The sequence below is a fragment of the Nocardia rhizosphaerihabitans genome, from assembly GCF_014646295.1.
Lineage (GTDB): Bacteria > Actinomycetota > Actinomycetes > Mycobacteriales > Mycobacteriaceae > Nocardia > Nocardia rhizosphaerihabitans.
On sequence record NZ_BMNE01000002.1, the window covers coordinates 354,899 to 376,915 of the forward strand.

General features: G+C 70.1%; 17 protein-coding genes and 1 pseudogene. 6 read left to right on the forward strand and 12 right to left on the reverse strand.

From position 1 onward, the window contains the following. Positions 1 to 2 precede the first annotated feature (2 nt). From IEY60_RS08185 to IEY60_RS08220, 8 genes are all read right to left on the reverse strand, one after another. On the reverse strand, positions 3 to 1,433 hold the full coding sequence (locus tag IEY60_RS08185) for a DUF1254 domain-containing protein (RefSeq protein WP_189025727.1): 1,431 nt from the start codon (positions 1,431 to 1,433) through the stop codon (positions 3 to 5). Between the two features lie 85 nt (positions 1,434 to 1,518). After that, complete coding sequence (locus IEY60_RS08190) at positions 1,519 to 2,745, reverse strand: TetR/AcrR family transcriptional regulator (protein WP_189025729.1); 1,227 nt, start codon at positions 2,743 to 2,745, stop codon at positions 1,519 to 1,521. Positions 2,746 to 2,757: 12 nt separating this feature from the next. Continuing rightward, a complete protein-coding gene (locus tag IEY60_RS08195) occupies positions 2,758 to 4,701 on the reverse strand; it encodes an acetoacetate--CoA ligase (RefSeq protein WP_189025731.1) in 1,944 nt (647 codons plus the stop codon). 72 nt (positions 4,702 to 4,773) lie between these two features. After that, on the reverse strand, positions 4,774 to 5,604 hold the full coding sequence (locus IEY60_RS08200) for an HpcH/HpaI aldolase/citrate lyase family protein (protein WP_308426089.1): 831 nt from the start codon (positions 5,602 to 5,604) through the stop codon (positions 4,774 to 4,776). A gap of 71 nt (positions 5,605 to 5,675) precedes the next feature. After that, positions 5,676 to 6,158 (reverse strand): MaoC family dehydratase, encoded by a 483-nt coding sequence (locus tag IEY60_RS08205; RefSeq protein WP_189025735.1) that lies wholly within the window; start codon positions 6,156 to 6,158, stop codon positions 5,676 to 5,678. Positions 6,159 to 6,229: 71 nt separating this feature from the next. Beyond that, the gene (locus IEY60_RS08210; protein ID WP_189025738.1) at positions 6,230 to 7,390 is read right to left on the reverse strand and encodes an acyl-CoA dehydrogenase family protein; all 1,161 of its coding nucleotides are present in this window, start codon (positions 7,388 to 7,390) and stop codon (positions 6,230 to 6,232) included. Further along, a complete protein-coding gene (locus IEY60_RS08215) occupies positions 7,387 to 9,450 on the reverse strand; it encodes an acetyl/propionyl/methylcrotonyl-CoA carboxylase subunit alpha (RefSeq protein WP_189025740.1) in 2,064 nt (687 codons plus the stop codon). Before IEY60_RS08215 ends, IEY60_RS08210 begins: the two co-directional genes overlap by 4 nt. A 5-nt stretch (positions 9,451 to 9,455) precedes the next feature. Continuing rightward, a complete protein-coding gene (locus IEY60_RS08220) occupies positions 9,456 to 11,063 on the reverse strand; it encodes a carboxyl transferase domain-containing protein (protein WP_189025742.1) in 1,608 nt (535 codons plus the stop codon). A 137-nt stretch (positions 11,064 to 11,200) separates the two neighbouring features. Here IEY60_RS08220 and IEY60_RS08225 point away from each other — a divergent pair. Next, positions 11,201 to 11,749: pseudogene (locus IEY60_RS08225) on the forward strand (SACE_7040 family transcriptional regulator); the annotation flags it as partial. Between the two features lie 130 nt (positions 11,750 to 11,879). On the opposite strand, the gene IEY60_RS08230 reads toward IEY60_RS08225, so the two are convergent. Genes IEY60_RS08230 through IEY60_RS08240 form a run of 3 tightly spaced genes read right to left on the reverse strand, consistent with a single transcriptional unit; the run spans position 11,880 to position 14,073 of the window. After that, positions 11,880 to 12,260, reverse strand: coding sequence for a hypothetical protein (locus IEY60_RS08230; RefSeq protein WP_189025745.1), 381 nt, complete (start codon positions 12,258 to 12,260; stop codon positions 11,880 to 11,882). Positions 12,261 to 12,298: 38 nt separating this feature from the next. Beyond that, a complete protein-coding gene (locus IEY60_RS08235) occupies positions 12,299 to 13,009 on the reverse strand; it encodes an ABC transporter ATP-binding protein (protein ID WP_189025747.1) in 711 nt (236 codons plus the stop codon). Positions 13,010 to 13,020: 11 nt separating this feature from the next. Next, positions 13,021 to 14,073: an ABC transporter permease gene (locus IEY60_RS08240; RefSeq protein ID WP_189025750.1), complete on the reverse strand. Its 1,053-nt coding sequence runs from the start codon at positions 14,071 to 14,073 to the stop codon at positions 13,021 to 13,023. A 129-nt stretch (positions 14,074 to 14,202) separates the two neighbouring features. Here IEY60_RS08240 and IEY60_RS08245 point away from each other — a divergent pair, with 129 nt between their 5' ends. Genes IEY60_RS08245 through IEY60_RS08255 form a run of 3 tightly spaced genes read left to right on the forward strand, consistent with a single transcriptional unit; the run spans position 14,203 to position 16,470 of the window. Continuing rightward, positions 14,203 to 15,387: a sensor histidine kinase gene (locus IEY60_RS08245; protein ID WP_189025752.1), complete on the forward strand. Its 1,185-nt coding sequence runs from the start codon at positions 14,203 to 14,205 to the stop codon at positions 15,385 to 15,387. Then, positions 15,384 to 16,001: a LuxR C-terminal-related transcriptional regulator gene (locus IEY60_RS08250; RefSeq protein WP_189025754.1), complete on the forward strand. Its 618-nt coding sequence runs from the start codon at positions 15,384 to 15,386 to the stop codon at positions 15,999 to 16,001. The genes IEY60_RS08245 and IEY60_RS08250 overlap by 4 nt, the downstream gene beginning before the upstream one ends. A 43-nt stretch (positions 16,002 to 16,044) precedes the next feature. Beyond that, positions 16,045 to 16,470, forward strand: a complete 426-nt coding sequence (locus IEY60_RS08255; protein WP_189025756.1) for a PPOX class F420-dependent oxidoreductase — start codon at positions 16,045 to 16,047, stop codon at positions 16,468 to 16,470. Here IEY60_RS08255 and IEY60_RS08260 read toward each other — a convergent pair. Beyond that, complete coding sequence (locus tag IEY60_RS08260) at positions 16,442 to 17,185, reverse strand: thioredoxin-like domain-containing protein (RefSeq protein WP_229739647.1); 744 nt, start codon at positions 17,183 to 17,185, stop codon at positions 16,442 to 16,444. The two genes, IEY60_RS08255 and IEY60_RS08260, sit on opposite strands and share 29 nt — an antisense overlap. A 166-nt stretch (positions 17,186 to 17,351) precedes the next feature. Between IEY60_RS08260 and IEY60_RS36195 the strand changes: the two genes are divergently transcribed. Further along, the gene (locus IEY60_RS36195) at positions 17,352 to 20,819 is read left to right on the forward strand and encodes an Ig-like domain-containing protein (protein WP_189025758.1); all 3,468 of its coding nucleotides are present in this window, start codon (positions 17,352 to 17,354) and stop codon (positions 20,817 to 20,819) included. 61 nt (positions 20,820 to 20,880) lie between these two features. Beyond that, positions 20,881 to 21,630 (forward strand): precorrin-4 C(11)-methyltransferase, encoded by a 750-nt coding sequence (gene cobM, locus IEY60_RS08270; protein WP_189025761.1) that lies wholly within the window; start codon positions 20,881 to 20,883, stop codon positions 21,628 to 21,630. The last annotated feature ends 387 nt before the right edge of the window (positions 21,631 to 22,017 follow it).

The following is a 22,017-nucleotide window of genomic DNA, read 5'->3' on the forward strand; positions in this document are numbered from 1 at the left end:
CTTCAGCCCGCGCGGGTCAGCGGCGGTGGCTGCCAGGTGCCGTCGATGGCTGCTTCCTTCGGGGCGTAGAGGCGCAGGGTGAGGGAGAAGTCGCCGGTGGGCGGGATGGGAAGCCAGTTTCCGGTGGGGACGCGGGGCCGTGGGTCTTCGTATTGGACGGCGATGTCGATCGAGCCGTCGGGTGCGGCGACGGGCGGTGGGGCATGGCCGACGGAGTAGATCGCGTCCGGGTTGAGGACCAGGAAGCCCTGCGGGTCGTAGGCGGTGAGGGAGGCGAAGGCCGATACCGGCGGCCATTGGTCGCGGGCGAAGCGGAGGCGATAGCGCAGAGGGCGGCCCTGCTCGTCGGTGGCGGGCGCGGACCAGAGCGTCGCGTAGAGGACGTCGCGGGTCGGGGCAAGGCCGGGGGAACGCAGTGCGGCGGCCGCGCGGCGCAGATAGTCGGTGCCGAAGGCTCCAGAGTGGATCGGGATTTCCCAGCCGTTGGCGTGCCGGGCGGTCGGGTCGCGCCAGTCGGCGATCCGGCGGTGTGCCTGGCGCACGGCCTCGTCGAGCACCTCGGTGGGCTGCCCGTCGACGGTGCCACCCGGCCGCACCCCGATCGCGGCGAGCTCCCGCATCAGTGCGGCGTCGGCGGGTACGGGTGGTGTGGTCATCATGAGCCGGCACAGGCGATCGAGGTACGTTCGGCCGTCCAGCGCCGCGATCCGCTTCACCGGCGGTTCCGGACCACGGTCGATCGGGTGGACGCGGCTCACGGTGCGGTCGAACTCGCCGCGTTGCCAGGCACTCAACGGGATCAGCTTGATCTGCTGCTGGATTCCGTTCACCCGGGGCGCGTCCTCCGGCCCGTTGATCTGGATGCGGCCGACGATCGTCGACGTCGCCGCGGGCATGTCCAATCGGGTGGTGCGCGGGGGCACCGTTCCAGACCACTCCGGTCCGGTGATGACATAGGTGTAGGGCGGCCCTTCGCCGTCGGCGGAGGTACGTGGATCCTTGCTGGACAGATCGTGCACAGTGTTGCCCCACCCGTCGAGCACCTGAAACAGCCAGTACCGGTCGGGTTCCATCCCCGGTATCTGCAGCACCAGCGGCTCGTCGCCGAGGTTGAGCCAGGCCTGCGAATAGACCATGTCGCGGCTGAGCCGGGCGACGCCGCGATCGAGCGGATCGGACAGCCCGCTGTGATCGATGGTGTTCGTCGGCCCGCTCGCCGCCCGGATCATGTCCAGCATGATCATCGGATAGCCGAAGACGTAGGCGTCGATGGCGAGCGCGAGCACATCCGGTGGCCCGGTGGTCCGCCTCGGCCCCCGGTCCGGCTCGTCACCGCCGCAACCGGGTAGCGCCGCGGCCACCACGCCCGCCACGCCGAGCCCGAGCAGCCCACGCCTGCTCAGCCCACCGTCTTCACCCGCGAGACCATCCATCCACTCTCCGTTCGAGGGCACCGACGGCCACCGTAAACCGCCCCCACCCCACCCCACCTCACACGCAGCGGGTGAATTACGCAGGTCAGCCGAGTAGGACTCGGCGCATGAGGTAGGCGACTCTGGCGCGGCAGGCGATGGGGTTGCCCGCGAAGGCCTGGCCCAGGTCGATGACCATGGCGAAGGCCGCGTGGACCAGGAAGCGGGACTCGGCGGCGGAGAGCTCGGGGCGTTCCTCGCGGACCAGGCGGGCCCATTCCTGGACGCTCAGGCGCTGGATATTGCGCAGGACCGCGCGTTCCTCGGCGGGGACGTGCCCGAATTCGGCGTAGTAGACGACGGCGAGTGCGCGTTCGTCGAAGGTGTCGGTGACGAACTGGCCGATCAGGACATCGAGGGCCGCGCCGCTGTCGGGGGTGCCTGCGACGGCGGGGCCGATCGCGCCGGAGACGCGGTCCGCCGCGCGGCGGAAGGCGGCGGCGAGGATGTCGCTCTTGCCGCGGTAGAAACGGTAGACCGCCGAGGCGGCCGACAGCCCGGCGGCCGAGGCGATGTCCTCGACGCTGACGTTCGGGTAGCCGCGTTCGTGGAACAGCTCGACCGCTTTGCGTAGCAGCAGTTCGTGTTTGAACGAGTCCGGAATCTCGACCTGGGTCGGCAGCTCCGAAATGGTTGCCGCGGGCGGCAATCCGCTCTCGGCCAGCGCGAGACAGGCCTCGCCGAGCAGCCGGTTCAGGGTGCGGGCGGGCAGGGCGGCGTGATGGTCGGCGATGCTGGTGATGACGCCGAACATCGCGGTGGACAGCATCCGCAGATCCGGTGCGGTCAGCTCGGGGCGCAGCGCGGCCAGCTGCTCGTCGAGCGCGACCTGCACGCAGGTGCGCTGCTCGTCGAGCACCAGCCGGTCGGCAGGCTCGAGGTAGCGCCCTTCCCAGCGCACCAGCGTGACCGTCGCCCGGTTCTCCACCGTCGCGCCGATGAGCCCGGTCAGCATGTGCCGCAACCGTTCCGCCGCGGTCGGTGTCGCGTCAACGGATGCGTCGATCGAGGCGGTGAAGGCCCGCCCGACCCGCAGCAGCTCCTCCCGGAACAACGCGTACTTGCTCGGATAGTGCCGGTACAGCGCGGCCGAGCTGATGCCCAACCCGGCCGCGATGTCCTCCATACTCACCCCGTGGTATCCGGCCGCGCCGAATGCCATCGCCGAGCTGGCCGCGATTTGCGCACGCCGATTCTTCGGCCGCCGCCGCACACCATCCTTCGCCCCGCCGACTACCGATCCACGTGCTCCACGAGACTCGCCGACATTCATGCCCAGAGTGTATTAGGGCTTGTGGGGCGGGGTGATACGGGCATACCAGTCGAGCAGGGACGGGTCGTCGACGGCGCTGCGTTCGACCACGCGGTCGGGGTCCGCGCCCTGGAAGAGCTTCTTGATCGGGACTTCCAGTTTCTTGCCGGTTCTGGTGTGGGGGATGCCGGGGGCCTCGCGGATCTCGTCGGGGACGTGGCGGGGGGAGACCTCGGTCCGGATCGCGGTGGCGAGGCGGGTTTTCAGGTCGTCGCTGAGTTCGGCGCCGGGGGCGAGGACGACGAACAGGGGCATCCAGTAGCCGCCGTCGGGTTGTTCGGCGCCGATCACCAACGCCTCGGCGATTTCCGGGAACTGTTCGACGACCTGGTAGATGTCGGCGCTGCCCATGCGGATGCCGTGCCGGTTGAGGGTGGAATCGGAGCGGCCGTGCACCACGACGCTGCCGCGCTCGGTCAGGGTGATCCAGTCGCCGTGCCGCCACACGCCGGGGTAGGTGTCGAAATAGGCGTCGTGGTAGCGCTTTCCGTCCTCGTCGCGCCAGAAGCTGACCGGCATCGACGGCATCGGCTCGGTCACCACCAGCTCGCCGACCTCGCCGCGCACCGGTTTACCCTGCTCGTCGAAGGCGTCGAGGGCGACACCGAGGTACGGCGCCGACAGCTCACCGGGCCAGACCGGCACGGTGGGCGCGGCGCCGATGAACGCCGATACCACGTCGGTGCCGCCGCTGATCGAGTTCACCTGCACGTGCTCGCCCGCGTTCTCGTCGAGCCACAGCGCACTCGACACCGGCAGCGCCGAACCGGTGATGCCGACGGTCCGCAGGGCCGACAGATCATGATCGGCGCGCGGCACGGAGCCCGCCTTGATGCAGCCGAGGACATAGCCGGGGCTGGTACCGAGGACGGTGGCGCGCACCTGAGCGGCCAGGCGCCACAGCGCATCCGGCGCGCCGGCGGCCGGGCTGCCGTCGTAGGTGACGATGGTCGCGCCCGCCAGCAGCCCGGCCACCTGGAAGTTCCACATCATCCAGCTGGGGCTGGTGTACCAGAAGAAAGTGTCGTCGGGCCCGATATCAGATTGCAGCGCAACGGCTTTCAGATGTTCGAGCAGCACACCACCGTGTCCGTGCACGATGCCCTTGGGCAGGCCGGTGGTGCCGGAGGAGAACACGATCCACAGCGGATGATCGAAATCGACAGCGGTGGTGTCGATGACGCCGAGACCGACCTCGGCGACGGCCTCGGACCATGCCATGCTGTCCGGAACGTCGAGGCCGAGCTGGGACACCGCGACGGTGGCGCGCAAGCTGGGCAGACCGTCCTGCAGCGCGGCGATGTCGGCGCGCTTGTCGTGCTGCTTACCGCCGAACCGGTAGCCGTCGGCGGTCACCAGCACCGTCGGCTCGAGCTGGCCGAGCCGGTCCAGTGCCGCCTTGGCCGAGTAGTCCTGCCCGCACGCGCTCCACACCGCGCCGATGCTCGCGGTGGCGAGGAAGGCGACGATGGCCTCCGGGATATTCGGCAGGTAGCCGATCACCCGGTCGCCCGCTTCGACGCCCTGCTCACGCAGCGTGCGCGCGAAAACGGTGACCTGCTCGATCAATTCGGACCAGGCGATCTCCTGCGGCTCGGCGTCCTCGTGCAGCGCGATGATCGCGGGGCGGCCGAACTGGGCCATCCGGATGATCTGGTCGACATAGTTCAGCCGGGTGCCGGGGAACCACTGCGCGCCGGGCATCTCCCGCGAGCCGAGCACCTCGCCGGCGGTCTCACCGAGTTCGAAATAGTCCCACAGCGCCTGCCAGAACCCGGCGATGTCGTCGACCGACCACTGCCACAGTGCCTGGTAGTCGGGGTACGTCCGGCCGGTTCTGGCGCTGACGAAGGCGGCGAAGTCGGTGATCCGTGCCGACGCGATGTCCTGGGCGTTCGGCTCCCATTGCGGTTGCACCGGATGTCCTCCTCTGGATTGCACGTGAACCGGGGTCTCCGGCGAATGGTTACCCGGCGCGCCGGGATGTACTCAGCGGGCCCGCCGGACGATCTGCTCGGCGTGCCGCAGAACCGGTGCGTCGACCATGCGGCCCTCGAAGGCGAAGACCCCACGATGATGGGGCACCTCGGCGAGAACCCTTCGTGCCCAATCGATCTCCTCCGGATCGGGCGCGAATCCCTCGCGGATCACCGCCACCTGACTCGGATGAATGGCCACTTTGGCATCGAAGCCGACGGCCACCGCGTCGAGCGTCTCCACCGCCAGCCCTTCCAGATCCTTGATGTTCAGGAACACCGAATCCAGCGCGAACCGGCCGAAGGCCTTGGCCGCCACCAGACTCGCCGAACGCACGTGCCGGGCGACATCGCGATAGCTGCCGTCGGCGTGCCTGCTGGAATTGCCGCCGAGACCGGCGACGAGATCCTCGGCGCCCCACATGACCCCGATCGCGTTCTCGGCCGCGACCGACTCGGCAACCCGCACCGCGCCCAGCGGCGACTCGACCAGCACGATCACCTCGTACTCTGCCAGGCTGCGAACCTGCTCGGCCGATTCGCATTTGGGCAGCATGACGCGCCGGTAGGCGGTCTGGGCGAGGGCGTTCAGGTCGGCGGCGTACTCGTCGGTGTCGGCCGCGTTGACGCGAATCACGGTGTGCTGCGGGTCGAGCGGGGTCTCGATCAGGGCCTTCCTGGCCGCGGCCTTGTCACCCGTCGCGACGCCGTCCTCGAGGTCGAGGATCACCACGTCAGCCGCGGCGGCGGCCTTGGCGAAGCGCTCGGGCCGGTCGGCCGGGCAGAACAACCAGGCCGGTCCGCTCGGCTCCCAGGCGCTCACGTTGTCTCCCGTCATCGTCATACTGTGTCCTTTCGGCGGGCCGGGGCGCCCGGGGATGGTGCGGCACGGCAGTTCCTCCGGGCGTCGCCCGCTCACTCCGCGGGCGCCTTCCTGACCAGTGTCTGCCGGACCGCCTTCGCCACGATCACCCCGTCCTGGTTGCGCGCGGTGTGGGTGAGGCTGACGATGCCCTCACCCGGGCGGCTCTTCGATTCCCGCTTGTCGGTGACGAGCGTCTCGGCGTACATCGTGTCGCCGTGGAACAGCGGCGCGGGCAGCGCCATCTCGGAGAACCCGAGGTTGGCCACCAGCGTGCCCTGGGTGAGCTGGGCAACCGACAGGCCGACCAGCGTGGACAGCGTGAACATCGAGTTCACCAGCCGCTGGTTGAACGGCGGCTGCGCGTCGGCGAAGGCCGCGTCCAGGTGCAGCGCCTGGGTGTTCATGGTCAGCGTCGTGAACAGGACGTTGTCGGCCTCGGTGATGGTGCGACCCGGCCGGTGCTCGTAGATCGTCCCGATCTCGAACTCCTCGAACCACAACCCCCGCTGAACGACGCGCCGGGCCGTGCTCATCGGCGCCTGCTCTCGAGGCCCTCCGTGGTTACGCTCCGCTGCCGCCTCCGGGCCGCCGTGATCAGGCGCGCTCACAGACCCAGCTCCCGTGCGATCAGCATCAGCTGCACCTCCGTCGTGCCCTCACCGATTTCCAGGATCTTGCTGTCACGGTAGTGCCTGGACACGGGGTATTCGTTCATGAATCCGTTGCCGCCGAAGATCTGCGTGGCGTCGCGCGCGTTGTCCATCGCGGCCTCGCTGGCGACCATCTTGGCGATCGAGGCGGCCTTCTTGAACGGCTTGCCCGCCAGCATCAGCGCGGCCGCGTCGTAGTAGGCGGTGCGCGCGACGTGGGCCCGCGCCTCCATCCTGGCGATCTTGAACGCGATGGCCTGATTGCGGCCGATGGCCTGCCCGAACGCCTGGCGCTCGCCCGCGTAGCGCACGCTCTCGTCGACGCAGCCCTGGGCGGCGCCCACCGCGAGCGCGGCGATGGCGATGCGGCCCTCGTCGAGGATGCGCAGGAAGTTGGCGTAGCCGCGGCCGCGCTCGCCGAGCAGGTTCTCCTTCGGCACCCGCACATCGGTGAAGCTCAGCGGATGGGTGTCCGAGGCGTTCCAGCCGACCTTGTTGTAGGCCGGTTCGGCGACGAAACCGGGGGTAGTGGTCGGCACCAGGATGGTGGAGATCTCCTTCTTGCCGCCGGTCTGCCCGGTGACCGCGGTGACCGTGACCAGCCGGGTGATGTCGGTGCCGGAGTTGGTGATGAACTGCTTGGCGCCGTTGATCACCCAGCTCTCGCCGTCCTCGACCGCGGTGGTGCGGGTGCCGCCCGCGTCGCTGCCAGCGTCGGGTTCGGTGAGGCCGAACCCGGCCAGTGCCCGGCCGCTGGTGAGCTGGGGCAGCCACTCGGTCTTCTGTTTGTCGTTGCCGAAGCGGTAGATCGGCATCGCGCCGAGCGAGACGCCGGCCTCGAGGGTGATGGCCACGCTCTGGTCGACCTTGCCGAGTTCCTCGAGCGCCAGGCACAGGGCGAAGTAGTCGCCGCCCATGCCGCCGAACTCCTCGGGGAACGGCAGGCCGAACAGACCCATATCGGCCATACCGGCGACCACTTCGTACGGGAAGCTGTGCTCGGCATCGTGTTTCGCCGAGACCGGTGCGACGACCTGCTGGGCGAAGTCGCGCACGGTGAGGGCGAGCTGGCGGTATTCGTCCGGCAGCGATCCGGTGGACAGGTAGTCGGTCATGCGGGGATTCCTTCCGCGGCAGCGGTTTCGGTGGGATGGGCGATGACGCGGACCAGCACCTGGTCCAGCTTCACCTGGGCGCCCGGCTGTGCCAGGAGTTCGACGGTGCCCGCGACGGGCGCGGTGAGCGCGTGCTCCATCTTCATGGCCTCGATGACGATCACCGGGTCGCCGACCTCGACGGTCGCGCCGTCGGCGACCGGTGCGGCGATCACCGAACCCGGCATGGGACTGCGGATTTCGGCGTCACCGACGTGCGCCGCGTCGCCGCGCACGCTCGCCTCGGCGACCTCGCGCAGCACGGCGACACCGCCGTCGCCGCTCACCCACAGCTGACCGTCGGCCTCGGCGACGCGATGCACGCGCCGGAGCCCGCCGATGGTGAGGGTGAGGCGGCCGTCGCGCAGCGCGGCCGCGAGTGCGCGGGTGTCGGACTCGTCGGTGTGCGCACCGGGCCGCGCGGTGTCATCGGTTTCCAGCCGGACGGTCGCGGATTCCGGTGTGCCCGTGATGAAGACGTGGCGGATCTGATCGCCGCCCGCGAGCCGGATCGCGGTCGGCGCCGGTGTGCCGAGCCGCCAGCCCGACGGCACCGACCACGGATCACCGCCCGCGCTCGGCCACCGGCGCAGCCAGTGATACGCCGCGGCGGCGATGAATTCGTCGTCGGTGACGGCGGCGGGCCGGAAGTCGGCCACCCGGCGGTCCAGCAGCGCGGTGTCGAGGCGGCCTGCCTGCACGTCGTCGTCGGCGAGCAGGAAGCGCAGGAACTCGATATTGCTCGTGACGCCGAGCAGCACGGTCTGCTCGAGCGCGCGGTCCAGTGCGGCGAGCGCGTCGGCGCGCGTGGTGCCGCGGGCGATCACCTTCGACAGCATCGGGTCATAGTCGCTGCCGACCACCGTCCCCTCGGACAGGCCCGAATCCACCCGCACGCCAGGGCCGTTCGGCTCGGCGAGGGCGAGCACGGTGCCACCGGTGGGCAGGAAGCCGCGACCCGGGTCCTCGGCGTAGACGCGTGCTTCGATCGCGTGCCCGACCAGGTGGATCTCGTCCTGGGTCCGCGCCAGTTTCTGACCGGCGGCCACGCGCACCTGGCATTCCACCAGGTCGACACCGGTGACCATCTCGGTCACCGGATGCTCCACCTGGAGCCGGGTGTTCATCTCCATGAAGAAGAACTCGTCGGGCCGGTCGGCGGAGACGATGAACTCCACGGTGCCCGCGCCGACATAGTCGACGCTGCGCGCGGTATTGCAGGCCGCGGTGCCGATGCGGGCCCTGGTCGCGGCGTCGAGCAGCGGCGAGGGCGCTTCCTCGATCACCTTCTGATGCCTGCGCTGCAAGCTGCATTCGCGTTCGCCCAGGTGCACGACATTGCCGAACTTGTCGGCCAGGACCTGTACCTCGATGTGGCGGGGCCGGGTGACGAACCGCTCCAGGAACAGGGTGTCGTCACCGAAGGACGCGCCCGCCTCCCGTCGCGCGCTGACCAGTGCGGCGGGCAGGTCCTCGGCCCGGTCGACCCGGCGCATGCCCTTGCCGCCGCCACCGGCCGACGGCTTCACCAGCACCGGATAGCCGACTTCGGCCGCGGCGGTGATCAATTGCTCGTCGGTGAGGCCGGGTTCGGCGATGCCGGGAACGACCGGAACACCGAACGCGGTGACGGTCTTCTTGGCGGTGATCTTGTCGCCCATCACCTCGATCGCCTTGGCCGGCGGCCCGAGGAAGACGATGTCGGCGTCGGCCAGCGCGGCCGCGAACGCCGAATTCTCCGACAGGAAGCCATAACCGGGGTGCACGGCCTGGGCACCGGAGCGCAGGGCGGCGTCGACGACCTTCTCGATCGACAGGTAGCTCTCGCGAGCGGGCGCGGGCCCGAGGCGGACCGCCACATCGGCCTCGCGCACATGGCGAGCGTCGGCGTCGGCGTCGCTGTACACCGCGACCGAGCGAATGCCCATGGCGCGCAAGGTCTTGATGACGCGCACCGCGATCTCGCCACGGTTGGCGACCAGGACGGTGTCGAATTCGACGGGGTGGGATTTGTTCAGCATGTCTCTCACATCCGGAAGACGCCGTAGGAAACGGGCTCGAGCGGCGCTTGCGCGCACACCGAGAGGGCAAGTCCGAGCGCGGTTCTGGTGTCGGTGGGTGCGATGACGCCGTCGTCCCAGATCCGCGCGGTCGCGTAGTAGGGGTTGCCCTGGGTCTCGTACTGCTCGCGGATCGGCGCCTTGAAGGCCTCCTGATCCTCCTCCGACCACGGCTTGCCCGCGCTGTCGAGCTGGTCGCCGCGCACGGTCGACAGCACCGAGGCGGCCTGCTCGCCACCCATGACCGAGATGCGCGCGTTCGGCCACATCCACAGGAAGCGCGGCGAATACGCGCGCCCGCACATGGAGTAGTTGCCCGCGCCGTAGGAGCCGCCGATCACCACGGTCAGCTTCGGCACCCGCGCGCAGGCCACCGCGGTGACCATCTTCGCGCCGTGCTTGGCGATGCCGCCGGCCTCGTAGTCGCGCCCGACCATGAAGCCGGTGATGTTCTGCAGGAACAGCAGCGGGATCTTGCGCTTGTCGCACAGTTCGATGAAATGCGCGCCCTTCATGGCGGATTCGGCGAACAGCACGCCGTTGTTGGCGACGATGCCGACCGGGTGACCATGGATGCGGGCGAACCCGGTGACCAGGGTCTTGCCGTATTCGGCCTTGAATTCGTGGAATCCGGCCTCGCCGTCGACGATCCGGTCGATCACCTCGCGCACGTCGTACGGCGTGCGCGGGTCGACCGGGACCACGTCGTAGAGCTCGTCCTCGGGCTTGGCGGGCGGGGTGCTCGGCAGCACCTCCCACGGCGCCTCGGGGCGCGGGCCGAGGGTGGCGACGATATCGCGGACGATGCGCAGCGCGTCGCGGTCGTCCTCGGCGAGGTGGTCGGTGACGCCGGAGGTGCGCGAGTGCAGCAGGCCGCCGCCGAGTTCCTCGGCCGTGACGACCTCGCCGGTCGCGGCCTTCACCAGCGGCGGGCCGCCCAGGAAGATGGTGCCCTGATCGCGCACGATGACGGCCTCGTCGGCCATCGCGGGCACGTAGGCGCCACCGGCGGTGCACGAACCCATCACCGCCGCGATCTGGGCGATGCCCTTGGCGCTCATGTTCGCCTGGTTGTAGAAGATGCGGCCGAAGTGCTCGCGGTCGGGGAACACCTCGTCCTGGTGCGGCAGGAACGCGCCGCCGGAGTCCACCAGATACACGCACGGCAGGTTGTTCTGCGCGGCCACCTCCTGCGCGCGCAGGTGCTTCTTCACCGAGATCGGGTAGTACGTGCCGCCCTTGACCGTCGCGTCGTTGGCCAGAACCAGGCACTCGCGGCCCGCGATGCGGCCGATGCCTGCGATCACGCCCGCGCCGGGGCACTCGTCGCCGTACATGCCGTTGCCGGCCAGCGGGGACAGCTCGAGGAACGGGCTGCCGGGGTCGAGCAGCTGGTCGACCCGCTCCCGGGGAAGCAGCTTGCCCCTGGCCGTGTGCCGCTCGCGCGACTTCTGCGGGCCGCCGAGCGCTGTCTTGGCCAGCCGCTGCCGCAGCTCGTCGACCAGCGCGTTGTGCGCGGCCCGGTTGCTCGTCGCGGCTGCGGTGCCGTTGTCGAGGTCGTGCGTAACGGTCATCACGCCATCCTGCCATCCGGTTAATCGCCAATAACTGAAATTCAGGTTAATCTTGACTAACCAAGTTGTCCAGACCCGGTGGAAGGGAGTCGAGGTTGGCCACGCTCGAGCCCGCCCCGGTGACCCGGCGCGAATTGATGAAAGCCCAGCGTCGGGAGCAGTTGCTCGACGCGGGCGCCCGGCTGATCGCCGATCGCGGATTCTTCGGCGTCCGCCTCGACGACCTCGGCGCGGCGGTCGGCATCAGCGGTCCGGCCGTCTACCGGCACTTCGCGAACAAGGAGGCGCTGCTGGTCGAGCTCCTGGTCGGCGTCAGTGAGCGATTGCTCGCGGGCGGGCGCGCGGTCGTGGCCGCGGCGTCATCCCCGGCCGAGGCGCTGGAAGGCCTTGTCGATTTCCACCTCGACTTCGCCTTCGACGACCCCGAGCTCATCCGCATCCAGGACCGCGATCTCGACAATGTCCCCGCCGCCGACCGCCGCACCCTGCGCCGGACCCAGCGCCAGTACGTCGAGGTGTGGGTGCAGGTTCTGCGTGAGGTGCACCCCGGCCTCGCCGAGGAAACCGCCCGCGTCCAGGCACACGCCGCCTTCGGCCTGATCAACTCCACCCCGCACAGCGCCACCCCGGCCATCGCGACGAGGGCCCGTCCGGTGCTGCGGCAGATGGCGCTCGCGGCATTGTCGGAGTCGCCCCAGGCGGTGTCGCGGATTCAGCCTGCCCGCAAGCGCAAACAGCCGGTGCCGGAACCGGCTGGTGGCAACGGGACCGTCACCGACCTGGCCGACGATCAGCGCCGTTGACCGGATCCGGCTCTCAGTTCAGTTGACTCACAAGCCAGCTGGGGCCGACGGTCTCGGCGCCGAGCGCCTGGACGCGGGAACGGAGTTCGCGGTCCGCGGTGACGACGGTGATATGGCCGGTCGCCTCGGACACCACGTCGAGGATCTTGTCGTCGCCTGAGCGTTCGGCCAGGACGATCGTCATTCGTGACGCTGTGGGTTCGTCCGCGGCGGCTTTGGCCGCGCCCTCCAGGACGACGGCCACGTCGGTCGATTCCGGCAGCCGGGTGGTCAGCTCGGCGATCTCCGACAGCAGACGCCGGGCGGCGCCCGCCCGGTCCCGCCACCAGCCGTCGGCCCGGGAACCGACGACATTGGCCGCGTCGACCACGATCAGCTGTCTCGGATCGCTCATCGGTCCAGTCTGCCCTGGCCTGCTGGTGGACGCGCCGGTCAGGCGTGGGCAGGCACGTCGAGGGTGGTCAGCAGGCCGTCGGTCATCCGGTAGACCGCGTCCATGCGGTGCAGGTGGGTGGGATCGTGGGTGACCAGGATCGTCGCGGCCCTGTGTTCGCGGGCGATGGCGGTGATCAGGTCGAGGACGGCCGCGCCGCGTTCGGAGTCCAGCGCGCTGGTCGGCTCGTCGACGACGAGCAGAGCCGGGTCGTTCATCAGCGCGCGGGCGATATTGACGCGCTGGCGCTGTCCGCCGGAGAGCTGGGCCGGGCGCTTGCCCGCGTGTTCGGACAGGCCGACAGCGTCGAGCAGTTCCTTGGCGCGGGATCTGGTTTCGCTGCGTCCAGCCCGTGGCTTACCGCCGAGATGGGCGGTGACCTCCAGTTGTTCGAGTGCCGTCAGCGCCGGAATGAGGTTCGGCTGCTGGAAGACGATGCCCATCGCGGTGCGGCGGACCGCGGACGCGGCGCGCCTGCTCAGCGTCGCGAGATCGGTGCTGCCCGCGTCGGTGTCGAGGACGACGGCGCCCGAGTCCGGCCGGATCAGCGTCGCCGCCACGGCGAGCAGACTCGACTTGCCCGACCCGGACGGGCCGGTGACCGCGGCGATCGTGCCGCCGGGAACGCGCAGGGACACCCGGTCGAGGGCGGTGAGCCTGCCCGCGCCGTCGGGGTAGGTGAGGGTGACATCGGTGAGGGTCAGTGCCATGGGGGAGTCCTTCAGCGGGTCGCGCCGAGCGCGGTCAGCGGATCGGTGGTGAACAGGAAGCGCAGGGCGACCGCGGCGCCGGCGAGGCCGAGCACGATCAAGGCCAGCGCGGGCACCAGGGTGGTCGACAGCGAGAGCACGAACGGCATGGCGTCGCCGAGGAACAGCGAGGCCACCGCAGTGATGCCGAGACCGATCGTGACGCCGGTGACCAGCACGATCGCCGCCTGCGCCAGCGCGTCGAGGGCCAGCGAACCGGTGGTCGCGCCGAGTGCCTTCAAGGTGGCGATATCGGGCTGGCGCTGCACGGTCCACACCGTGAAGAAGGCGCCGATGACCAGCGCGGAGATCGCGAAGAGCAAGACGGTCATCAGGGTGAGCGAGCTGTTCTCGGCCTGGTAGGAGCCGATCGCCGCAACGGCGTCCCGCGCGGGCACCGTGCGTGTTCCGGCTTCGGCGTCGAAGTCGTCGCGCGGTGCGTTGCCGGTCACCGCGAGCACGGTCGCCGCGCCCGAGCGTGGGCTCGCGGCCTGCCAATCCCGCATGCTGGTCCAGATGACCGGGGTGTGGCTGTACCACTCGTCGCCCGCGACGTCGGCCACGGTGAACTCGTGGCCCGCGAGCACTATGGTGTCGCCGGTCTTCGCGGCGAGCTCCCTGGCCGCGGCCGAGCTCAGCACAACTGCTCCCGGAGCGGTAGCAGGGTGATTGCCGAACGCCGACGGGTCACCGCCGAACAACGCTACTTGTTCCGGGCTGGCGCCCGCATGCTCGGCGCGGGCGCGGGAGATGCCGATCGGGGTGGCGGTGATCCCACCGGCCGACTGCCACTGCGCCACCTGCTGCTCGGTGAGCACCGACGAGTCGAAGGACGGATCAGCGCCCGTCTCGGCGAAAACCACATGGTCGGCGCGAATGCCCTGGACCGCCGAGACGTTCTGATGCGCCAGCCCGGCGGTGAGGCCGCTGAGGAAACTGACCAGCACCGCCACCAGCAAGACGACGGTGGTGATGAGCAGGAAGCGGCCGCGGGCGGCGCGCAGATCTCGGAGTGCGACGAACATGCCTCCACTCTCGCCGCGCTCAGCCGCCGCGCCATCGCACCGGCGCACGAAACGCCTTCCTTCCAAGGTCTGCCCGCGTTTACACCTTTCGATGGATGCCGGGCCGGTTGCCGCACATAAGCTGGTCGGGTGCACTCGTCCCCGCTGACCCCGGTGGTCACCACGCTGCGGCTCGGCCTGCATGTGCTGGTGACGGTGCTGGCCGTGGTGGTCGCGGTGCGGGCGCTGTTGCCCGGCGGCGGTGGGCACGGTACGTGGGTGATCGTCCTGACGGTGGTGTGGCTGGTCGTCTACTTCGCGGGCACCGAGCTGCCGCGGCGATCTGGGGATCGGATTGCCTCGGGCGCTCCGGCATCGGTGTGGCTGGCCACGCTCACCGTGCTGTGGCTGGCGTTGCTCGGGCTCACTCCGGACGCGGTATATCTCGCCTTCGGGTTGTTCTTCGTCTACCTGCATCTGCTGCCGCGACCGTGGAATCTGGTCGCGGTGGTGCTGGCCACGGCCGTCGGGGTCGTCGGATTCGCGGCGCACCGTGGCTGGTCGGTGGCGGCGGTGGTCGGGCCGGTGCTCGGCGCACTGGTCGCCATCGGCATCGGGCTCGGCTACCAGGCGCTGTACCGCGAAGCGGTGGAACGGGAGCGACTGATCCACGAACTGCTCGACACCAGAGCGGTTCTCGCCGAACAGGAGCGCACAGCGGGTAAGCTCGCCGAACGCGAGCGACTGGCCAAGGAGATCCACGACACCGTCGCCCAGGGGCTGAGCAGTATCCAGCTCCTGCTGCACGCCGCCGAACAGGCGGCACCGGATCATCCAGCGCTGGATCGCATTCGGCTCGCCCGCGAGACCGCCGCCGAGGATCTGGCCGAAACCCGCCGGCTCATCGACGAATTGTCGCCTGCCGCGCTGGACGGGCAGTCCCTGGCCGAAGCGCTGGAACGGATCTGTGAGCGCGCGCAATCGCCGTCGCTGTCGGCCCAGCTGCTGGTCGAAGGAGATCCGGAGCGGTTGCCGATGCCGGTGGAGGCGGCGCTGGTGCGGATCGCGCAGAGCGCGGTCGCCAATGTCGTCCAGCACGCCCAGGCCGCGCGGATGCGGGTCACCCTCACCTACGACGACACCGACGTGCACCTCGACATCGTCGACGACGGCATCGGCATCGCGCCGGACATCCTGCGCGGGCCGCGATCCGGTGCGTTCGGCCTGGCCGCCATGCGCAGTCGCGTCGAACAGCAGGGTGGTGCGATGACGATCGAATCCGAACCCGGCCACACCGCCGTCACCGTCTCCTTCCCGCTGGGAGCGGTCTCGTGATCCGGCTGCTGCTCGCCGACGATCACGCCATCGTGCGGGCCGGTCTGCGTGCCCTGCTGGAGGCGGCCGACGACATCACCGTCGTCGGCGATGTCGCCGATGCCGATGCGGCCGTTGCCTTCTGCGCCGCCGACCCCGTCGACCTGGTGCTGATGGACCTGCGCTTCGGCGACGGCCGCTCCGGCGCCTCCGCCACCGCCGGCCTGCGCGCCCTGCCCGCTCCGCCCAACGTCCTGGTGGTCACCAACTACGACACCGACGCCGACATCCTCGGCGCGATCGAAGCGGGCGCCGTCGGCTACCTCCTCAAGGACACCCCGCCCACCGAACTCCTCGCCGCCGTCCGCGCCGCCGCCGCGGGGGAGAGCGTCCTCTCACCGACCGTGGCCTCCCGCCTGATGACCCGGGTCCGCCGCGCCGACACCACCCTCAGCCCCCGCGAGGTCGAGGTACTGCGCCTGGTCGCCGCGGGCCTGTCGAACCGCGAGATCGCCAAGCAACTGTTCCTCAGCGAGACGACCGTGAAGTCCCACCTGGTCCACATCTACGCCAAACTCGGCGTGAAATCCCGAACCTCGGCGGTCGCGACCGCGCGCGAGCAAGGCGCGATCTGAGTCGTGACGCCTGATCGGGCGGTGGCCCGCCTACGCTGAACCCATGGCCTCACTCGCTGATCCCCAGGTGCGCGAATTCCTCTCCCACGGAACACGAACGGGCAAGGTGGCGTTCACCGGTGCCGACGGACGTCCGCTGGTCACGCCGGTCTGGTTCATCGTCGAAGGGGATGAGCTGGTCTTCAATACCGGAAAGAACACCGCCAAGGGGCGGGCGTTCGCGCGGGATCCCCGGGTTGCCCTGTGTGTCGATCTCGAGGAGCCGCCGTACGCGCTGGTGGAGGTGCAGGGGACGGTGACGTTGTCCGAGGATCTCGACGAGCTTGTCCGGACCGCGACCGAGATCGCCGCACGCTATATGGGGCAGGACAAGGCCGCGGAGTTCGGCAAGCGCAACGGTGTGGCGGGTGAGCTTGTCGTGCGGGTTCGGCCGACCAAGGTCATCGCCCACTTCCAGGTGACGGCGTAGGCAGGTCGGGGGTCGCCGCGCCGTCGCTGTTCGGGTCCACGGCGCCGGGGCCGGGGGCGGTGGGGTCGAACGGCGGTGGGTTGGTGCGGTCGAACAGGGGTGACGAGCAGGTCGCCCCGGGTTCCGGTGTGGTGTAGGGGTTTTCGCGCAGGGCGACGATGAACTGGTCGATCCGCGGGTCGTCGGCGCTGTCGAGTTTCAGTTGGTGGCCCCACGATTGCAGGGAGATCGGGTCGTCCATGCCGGGAATCGGCGACATCACGGTGTACGGCCTGTCCTGGACGCGCGCGGCGAGCGCGGTGCGGTCCTCGACGTTCACCTTGTCCGGGTTGTAGGCGATCCACACGGCGCCGTGTTCCAGGGAGTGCACCATGTTCTCGGTGCGGACGCCCTTGTCGTACACGACGCCGTCGCAGGCCGCCCACCTGCTGTCGTGTGGTCCGCCCAGCGGCGGGATCGCGGGGTAGGCGACCCGCTGGGTGCTGGTCACGTGCAGGCCGGGCGGGAACTCGGTGATCACGATGCCGGGGATCTCGCGGGCCGGATCCTGGTTGTCCGCGGTCGGCACGAAGGAGTCCATCGAGGCGGTGGCGGTGCCGTCGATCTTGTCGTCCGTCGTGCAGCCTGCGGCGAAGAGCGCAGCGGTGGCAACCGCGAAACCCGCTGCGGCGGTGCGTGTGCGCCGCGCACTGCTCGTCGTGTTCGAATCCCGCACCGCGTCCCCTGTCGTCGAGCCGGCATACGCCGACGGATCCGAACATACTTGCCTGCCGCTCGCGCCACCGTTCTCGGATGCGCGTCGCTGCTGAGTTGAGGCCTCAACCACCGCTACCGTTTCGTCAAGTTTCGTAGGCAACGACGCTGGCGAACGGAGCTCTGGCATGGCCGGACGAACTGCGATGCGCGCGTTGGTCGCCGCGTCCCTCGGTGTGGTGCTCGTCCTCGGCACCGCGACCCTGGCGCAGTCGCAGCCGCCGGGCCCGCCCGCCGAGCGCGCGTCCGAGCATTTCGACGACCCGGAGTCGGGCCTGTCGATCGACGTGTTCTATTGCAGCTCGCAGACCCAGACCTACAAGGTGCCCGCCGGGACGACGAGCCTCTATATCGAGGCGGTCGGCGGTCAGGGGCAGACGCCGAATCCGAACTTCACCGGGATCGGTGGGCTCGGCGGTCAGGTCAGTGGGGGATTGCGGGTCACGCCCGAACAGGAGTTCCAGGTCCAGGTCGGTTGCGCGGGCGGGGAAAACGGCGGGTTCTCGCCGTACGCGTCCGGCGGCCCGAGGGGCGAAGCCGTCGACCAGGTGACGAATTTCGGCACGGTCTATTCGAGCGGCTGGGACGGCGGTGGTGGGGGTGGCGCCTCTGCCGTGCTCGGCGCCGACAACGCGCCGGTCCTGGTCGCCGGTGGCGGCGGCGGGGCGGGCGGCAATGCGCCCGACTGCTATTCGGTATCGCCTGTACAGGATTCGACCTTCTTCTACTGTGGCGGCGGCTCGCGGCGTGACGGCGGCGACGGTGGTGACGGCAGCGCGGCGGTCGGCTGGCAGGAAGGCCCGCCGTGGACCGGCGGTGCGGGCGAGAACAATCCGGCGGGCACCACGCCGAGCGGCCTCACCTGTGGTGGGCCACGCACGGGCGGCGCCGGCCACACGTTCGACAAGACCGGCGGCGGCGGTGGTGGCGGTGGCGGTGGCGGTGGGTATCAGGGCGGCAACGGTCAGGGCGGCGGCTGTGGTGGCGCGGCGGCGCCGGAGACGCCGATCTCGCACGGCCCGCACGCTTCGCCCGGTGCGGGTGGCGCCGGCGGCGGTGGCGGGACTTCGTATGCGTCGCCGCAACTTTCGAAGGCGAGCGTGACCACCGCGTCCGTCTCGGGCGACGGCTACGTCCTGTTCCTCACCTCGGCCGACGGGGTCAGGACGACGACCTTCGGCGTGCACGGCGATTCCGCGCAGTACTACTGCGTCGGCGACGGCGTCGACGAGATCTTCGCCGATGTGCTCGGCGCGGCGGGCGCGGGCGGCGGCCACGACTTCGGCGATGTCGGCACCGGTGGTGCGGGCAGCGGCGTGCAGGCTGTCATCGCCGTGCAGGAACGCAAGCAGTTGAAGATCGAGGTCGGTCACTACGGCGGACCGGGCGGCGGCTGGGGTTACGGCAAGGGCGGTTCCCGCGGCACCGCCGACTCCAGCGCGTCCTACAGCGGCGCGGGCGGCGGTGGCGCGTCGGCCGTGAGCCAGAACGACGCCGAGTGCGGGACCCGGCCGTCCCGCGACAGCGAACCGATCGTCGTCGCGGGCGGTGGTGGCGGTGGCGGCGGCAACGGTTTCAGCGCCGACGGCGGCGACGGCGGCAGCGGTGGTCCGCAACCGGGTGACGGCACCAGCGGCGGGTTCGGTGGTGGCTTCGGCGGCGAGGGCGGCAGCGAGCGCGGCGTGAACGGCGGCCACGCGACCGGCAGCACCACCGGTGGCGGTGGCGGTGGCGGCGGTGGTGGCAGCCACGGCGGCGGCAAGGGCCACGGCGCGCCGGACGGTAACGACGGTGGTGGCGGCGGTGGCGGCGGCGGCCAGTCGATGGTCAGGCCTGCCGCGAATCAGCGGCCGCACTTCTACAACGGCCCCGACGGCAGCTACGGCAATCGCGACCGGCTCAACGACGGCAAGGTGCAGCTGATCGTGCCGATTCCGTCGAAACGCAGCCGGGTGGAACTGATCTCGGGCAACAGTCAGAGCGCGTACTCGGGGCAGCCGTTCGCGCAGCCGCTGCGGGTGCGGTTCGTCGACGCGATCCACGGCCCGCAGGCGGGGAAGTCGATCACCTTCTCGATGCCCGCCGGGCAGCCGCCCGCCGCGGTGTTCGCCAACGGCGCCGACACCATCCAGGTGACCGCCGACGCCGACGGCTTCGCCCAGGCTGACCTGTCAGCCCTGCCCGCGGTGCGGCAGGGCGCGCTCCCCGGCGGATTCCTGGTGCACGCCGCGGCCACGGACGACCCGGCTCATCTGATCGGCGGCGCGGTGTTCCGGCTGCACGACGACCAGGTGCCGACCGAGATCGAGGTGACCACGAGCGCGCCCGGTCAGATCTCGCAGGTCGGTCAGCCGGTCAGCTTCAGCGCGAAGGTCAGCCAGAAGCCGGGTACGACACCGGCCTTCGGTACACCGGCCGGGCACGTGCGGTTCGAGATCGACGGTGTCGCGACGCCGGGGCCGATCGAGCTGGTCGACGGAGTGGCGACGCTGCCCGCGATCAGCGGGTTGCAGCCCGGCACCCACCATGTGCTCGCGACCTACCTGGCCGACGATCCGACCAGGGTGTTCGCACCGGTCTTCGGCAGTGTCGGCCTGCTGGTGCAGGCGGTGAAGGTGCCCACCGAGGTCCATCTGACGGTGCCGCCGCCCCCGGTGCTGGCAGGCGCGGTCGTCGGCGCCACCGTCACCGTGCCCACCCCGAAGCCGGACGCTCCGAAACCCACCGGCGCGATCCAGTTCTCGCAGAACGGTTCCCCGCTCGGCGCTCCGGTGCCGATCGCCGCGGACGGCACGGCGAGTTCGCCGCCGCTGCGAGCCGGTTCGGGAACGGTCCAGGCGCACTACCTCGGTGACGAGGTCTACGCGCAGTCGCAAGGCCGGGTCGACCTCACCGTCTACACCGCCACCTCGACGACAACGGTGACCGCCAACCACAATCCGGTCACCTACTTCGAACAGCTCGACCTCACCGCGACCCTCGCCCGAGATCCGGCGGGCCAGATCGACTCCGGCACCGTCCAGTTCTCCGCCGACGGAAGACCTCTCGGCGCAGCGGTTCCCGTCGACAACGGCACGGCGATCGCCCGCGATGTCGACATCGCCCACCTCGGCTTCGGCACGCATCTGGTCACCGCCGACTACTCCGGCGACGCGGCGACGGGTGTCGCGCCGAGCCGCGGCACGATGACGTTGTGGGTGCTGAAGGTCGGCCAGTCACCCGGTGACCACCCCGGCGATATCGACGTCCACCTCGATCTGCCGCGCACGGCCGACCCCGGTGAACAGGTGACGGCGACGATCACTGTCACCAATGTCGGCGGACGGCAAGCCACCGCTGTCGAGGCCAGGTTGTCGACCCAGGGCTGGGACCGGCTGGTCGATCCCGGTGGCGGCGAGGTGCGGCCGACCCTCGTGCGGTTCCTGCTGCCCACGCTCGAGGCGGGCGAGACCAGGACCTTCACGGTCGTCCTGGAAGCGCCACGGCGGCTGGCGTTGATCACCTCGTTCCTGCACGCGTCGAGCACGAGCACCGACCTGAACCCGCTGAACAACCTGCACCTCGCGTCGACCTTCGTCCGGGCGAGCTGGAGCTGAGCCGCCGCGCACCGTCGATGCGGCCGGAATCCGGGCACGGGCGGGGATCTACGCTGCTGGCATGACGGTGCATTTCATCGGGGCGGGCCCCGGCGCAGCCGACCTGCTCACGGTGCGCGCGGTGAACCTGCTGCGCGAGAGCCCGGTCTGCCTCTACGCGGGCACCTACCTCGATCCCGAGGTCCTCGCCCACTGCGCGCCGGACACCGAACTGATCGACACCCAGCGCCTCGACCTGGACCAGATCACCGACCACCTGGTCCGCGCCCACCAGGCAGGCCATGACGTGGCCCGCCTGTGCTCGGGCGACCCATCCCTCTATTCGGCCCTCACCGAACAGACCCGCCGCCTGGACGCGCACGGCGTCCCCTGGGACATCACCCCCGGCGTCCCCGCCTACGCGGCAGCGGCCGCCGCCCTCGGCACCGAACTGACCGTCCCCGAGGTCGTCCAGTCGGTCGTCCTCACCCGCGCCCAGGCCCGCTCCACCGCGATGCCCGCGGGCGAGGCACTCGCCAACTTCGCCGCCACCGGCGCCACCCTCGCCCTGCACCTCGCGATCACCCGCATCCGGGTCATCGCCGAGGAACTCGCCGACGAGTACGGCGCCGACTGCCCGGTCGCCGTCGTCTACCGCGCCAGCCAGCCCGAACAACTGATCCTGCGCGGCACCCTCGCCGACATCGCCGACCAGGTCGAAGCCGCCGGCCTCCGCCAAGCCGCCGTCATCCTGGTCGGCCGCGCCATGACCCCGTCGATCGACTGCGCCCAGTCCCACCTCTACGACCCGGCCAGGGTCAGAGGCCTGTGATCCACGCCTCACTCGCTGCGGCGCCGGGGCGCTCCCGTGACGATGTGAGCGCACAGACAAGCGTCAGCTAACGGGCCGCTGACGGTCTACCTGGGCCGATGTCGCGTCGCTATGGAGGTGGTTGGTTGCCGGGCGAGCGCACCGGTAGATTGGTGCGATGGTTTGCGAAGAGCACACCGGCGCTGCCGGGTCCTCGATCATGAGCATGGTCTCGGCCATGTAACAAGATCGGACGGGCCGACAGATAGTGCCAATGGACATTTTTTGCCTGATTGATTTCGAGAATTGAACCCGAGACGCAGGCGCCACGCTAGTTCTGGCTGAGGCGCCTGCGTTCCGGTGTCGTCGGGGAGCGCCTACCCAGGTGTTCCGGAAACGAGGTTTGGG

What these genes read in the sequence shown, in the direction of transcription:
- IEY60_RS08255 (WP_189025756.1), top strand. Translation starts at nt 16,045, where the DNA reads ATGGCCTCACTCGCTGATCCCCAGGTGCGCGAATTCCTCTCCCACGGA.
- IEY60_RS08235 (WP_189025747.1), bottom strand. Translation starts at nt 13,009, where the DNA reads ATGGCACTGACCCTCACCGATGTCACCCTCACCTACCCCGACGGCGCG.
- IEY60_RS08200 (WP_308426089.1), bottom strand. Translation starts at nt 5,604, where the DNA reads ATGACGATGACGGGAGACAACGTGAGCGCCTGGGAGCCGAGCGGACCG.
- IEY60_RS36195 (WP_189025758.1), top strand. Translation starts at nt 17,352, where the DNA reads ATGGCCGGACGAACTGCGATGCGCGCGTTGGTCGCCGCGTCCCTCGGT.
- IEY60_RS08210 (WP_189025738.1), bottom strand. Translation starts at nt 7,390, where the DNA reads ATGACCGACTACCTGTCCACCGGATCGCTGCCGGACGAATACCGCCAG.
- IEY60_RS08230 (WP_189025745.1), bottom strand. Translation starts at nt 12,260, where the DNA reads ATGAGCGATCCGAGACAGCTGATCGTGGTCGACGCGGCCAATGTCGTC.
- IEY60_RS08220 (WP_189025742.1), bottom strand. Translation starts at nt 11,063, where the DNA reads ATGACCGTTACGCACGACCTCGACAACGGCACCGCAGCCGCGACGAGC.
- IEY60_RS08205 (WP_189025735.1), bottom strand. Translation starts at nt 6,158, where the DNA reads ATGAGCACGGCCCGGCGCGTCGTTCAGCGGGGGTTGTGGTTCGAGGAG.
- IEY60_RS08240 (WP_189025750.1), bottom strand. Translation starts at nt 14,073, where the DNA reads ATGTTCGTCGCACTCCGAGATCTGCGCGCCGCCCGCGGCCGCTTCCTG.
- IEY60_RS08190 (WP_189025729.1), bottom strand. Translation starts at nt 2,745, where the DNA reads ATGAATGTCGGCGAGTCTCGTGGAGCACGTGGATCGGTAGTCGGCGGG.
- IEY60_RS08185 (WP_189025727.1), bottom strand. Translation starts at nt 1,433, where the DNA reads ATGGATGGTCTCGCGGGTGAAGACGGTGGGCTGAGCAGGCGTGGGCTG.
- IEY60_RS08215 (WP_189025740.1), bottom strand. Translation starts at nt 9,450, where the DNA reads ATGCTGAACAAATCCCACCCCGTCGAATTCGACACCGTCCTGGTCGCC.
- cobM (WP_189025761.1), top strand. Translation starts at nt 20,881, where the DNA reads ATGACGGTGCATTTCATCGGGGCGGGCCCCGGCGCAGCCGACCTGCTC.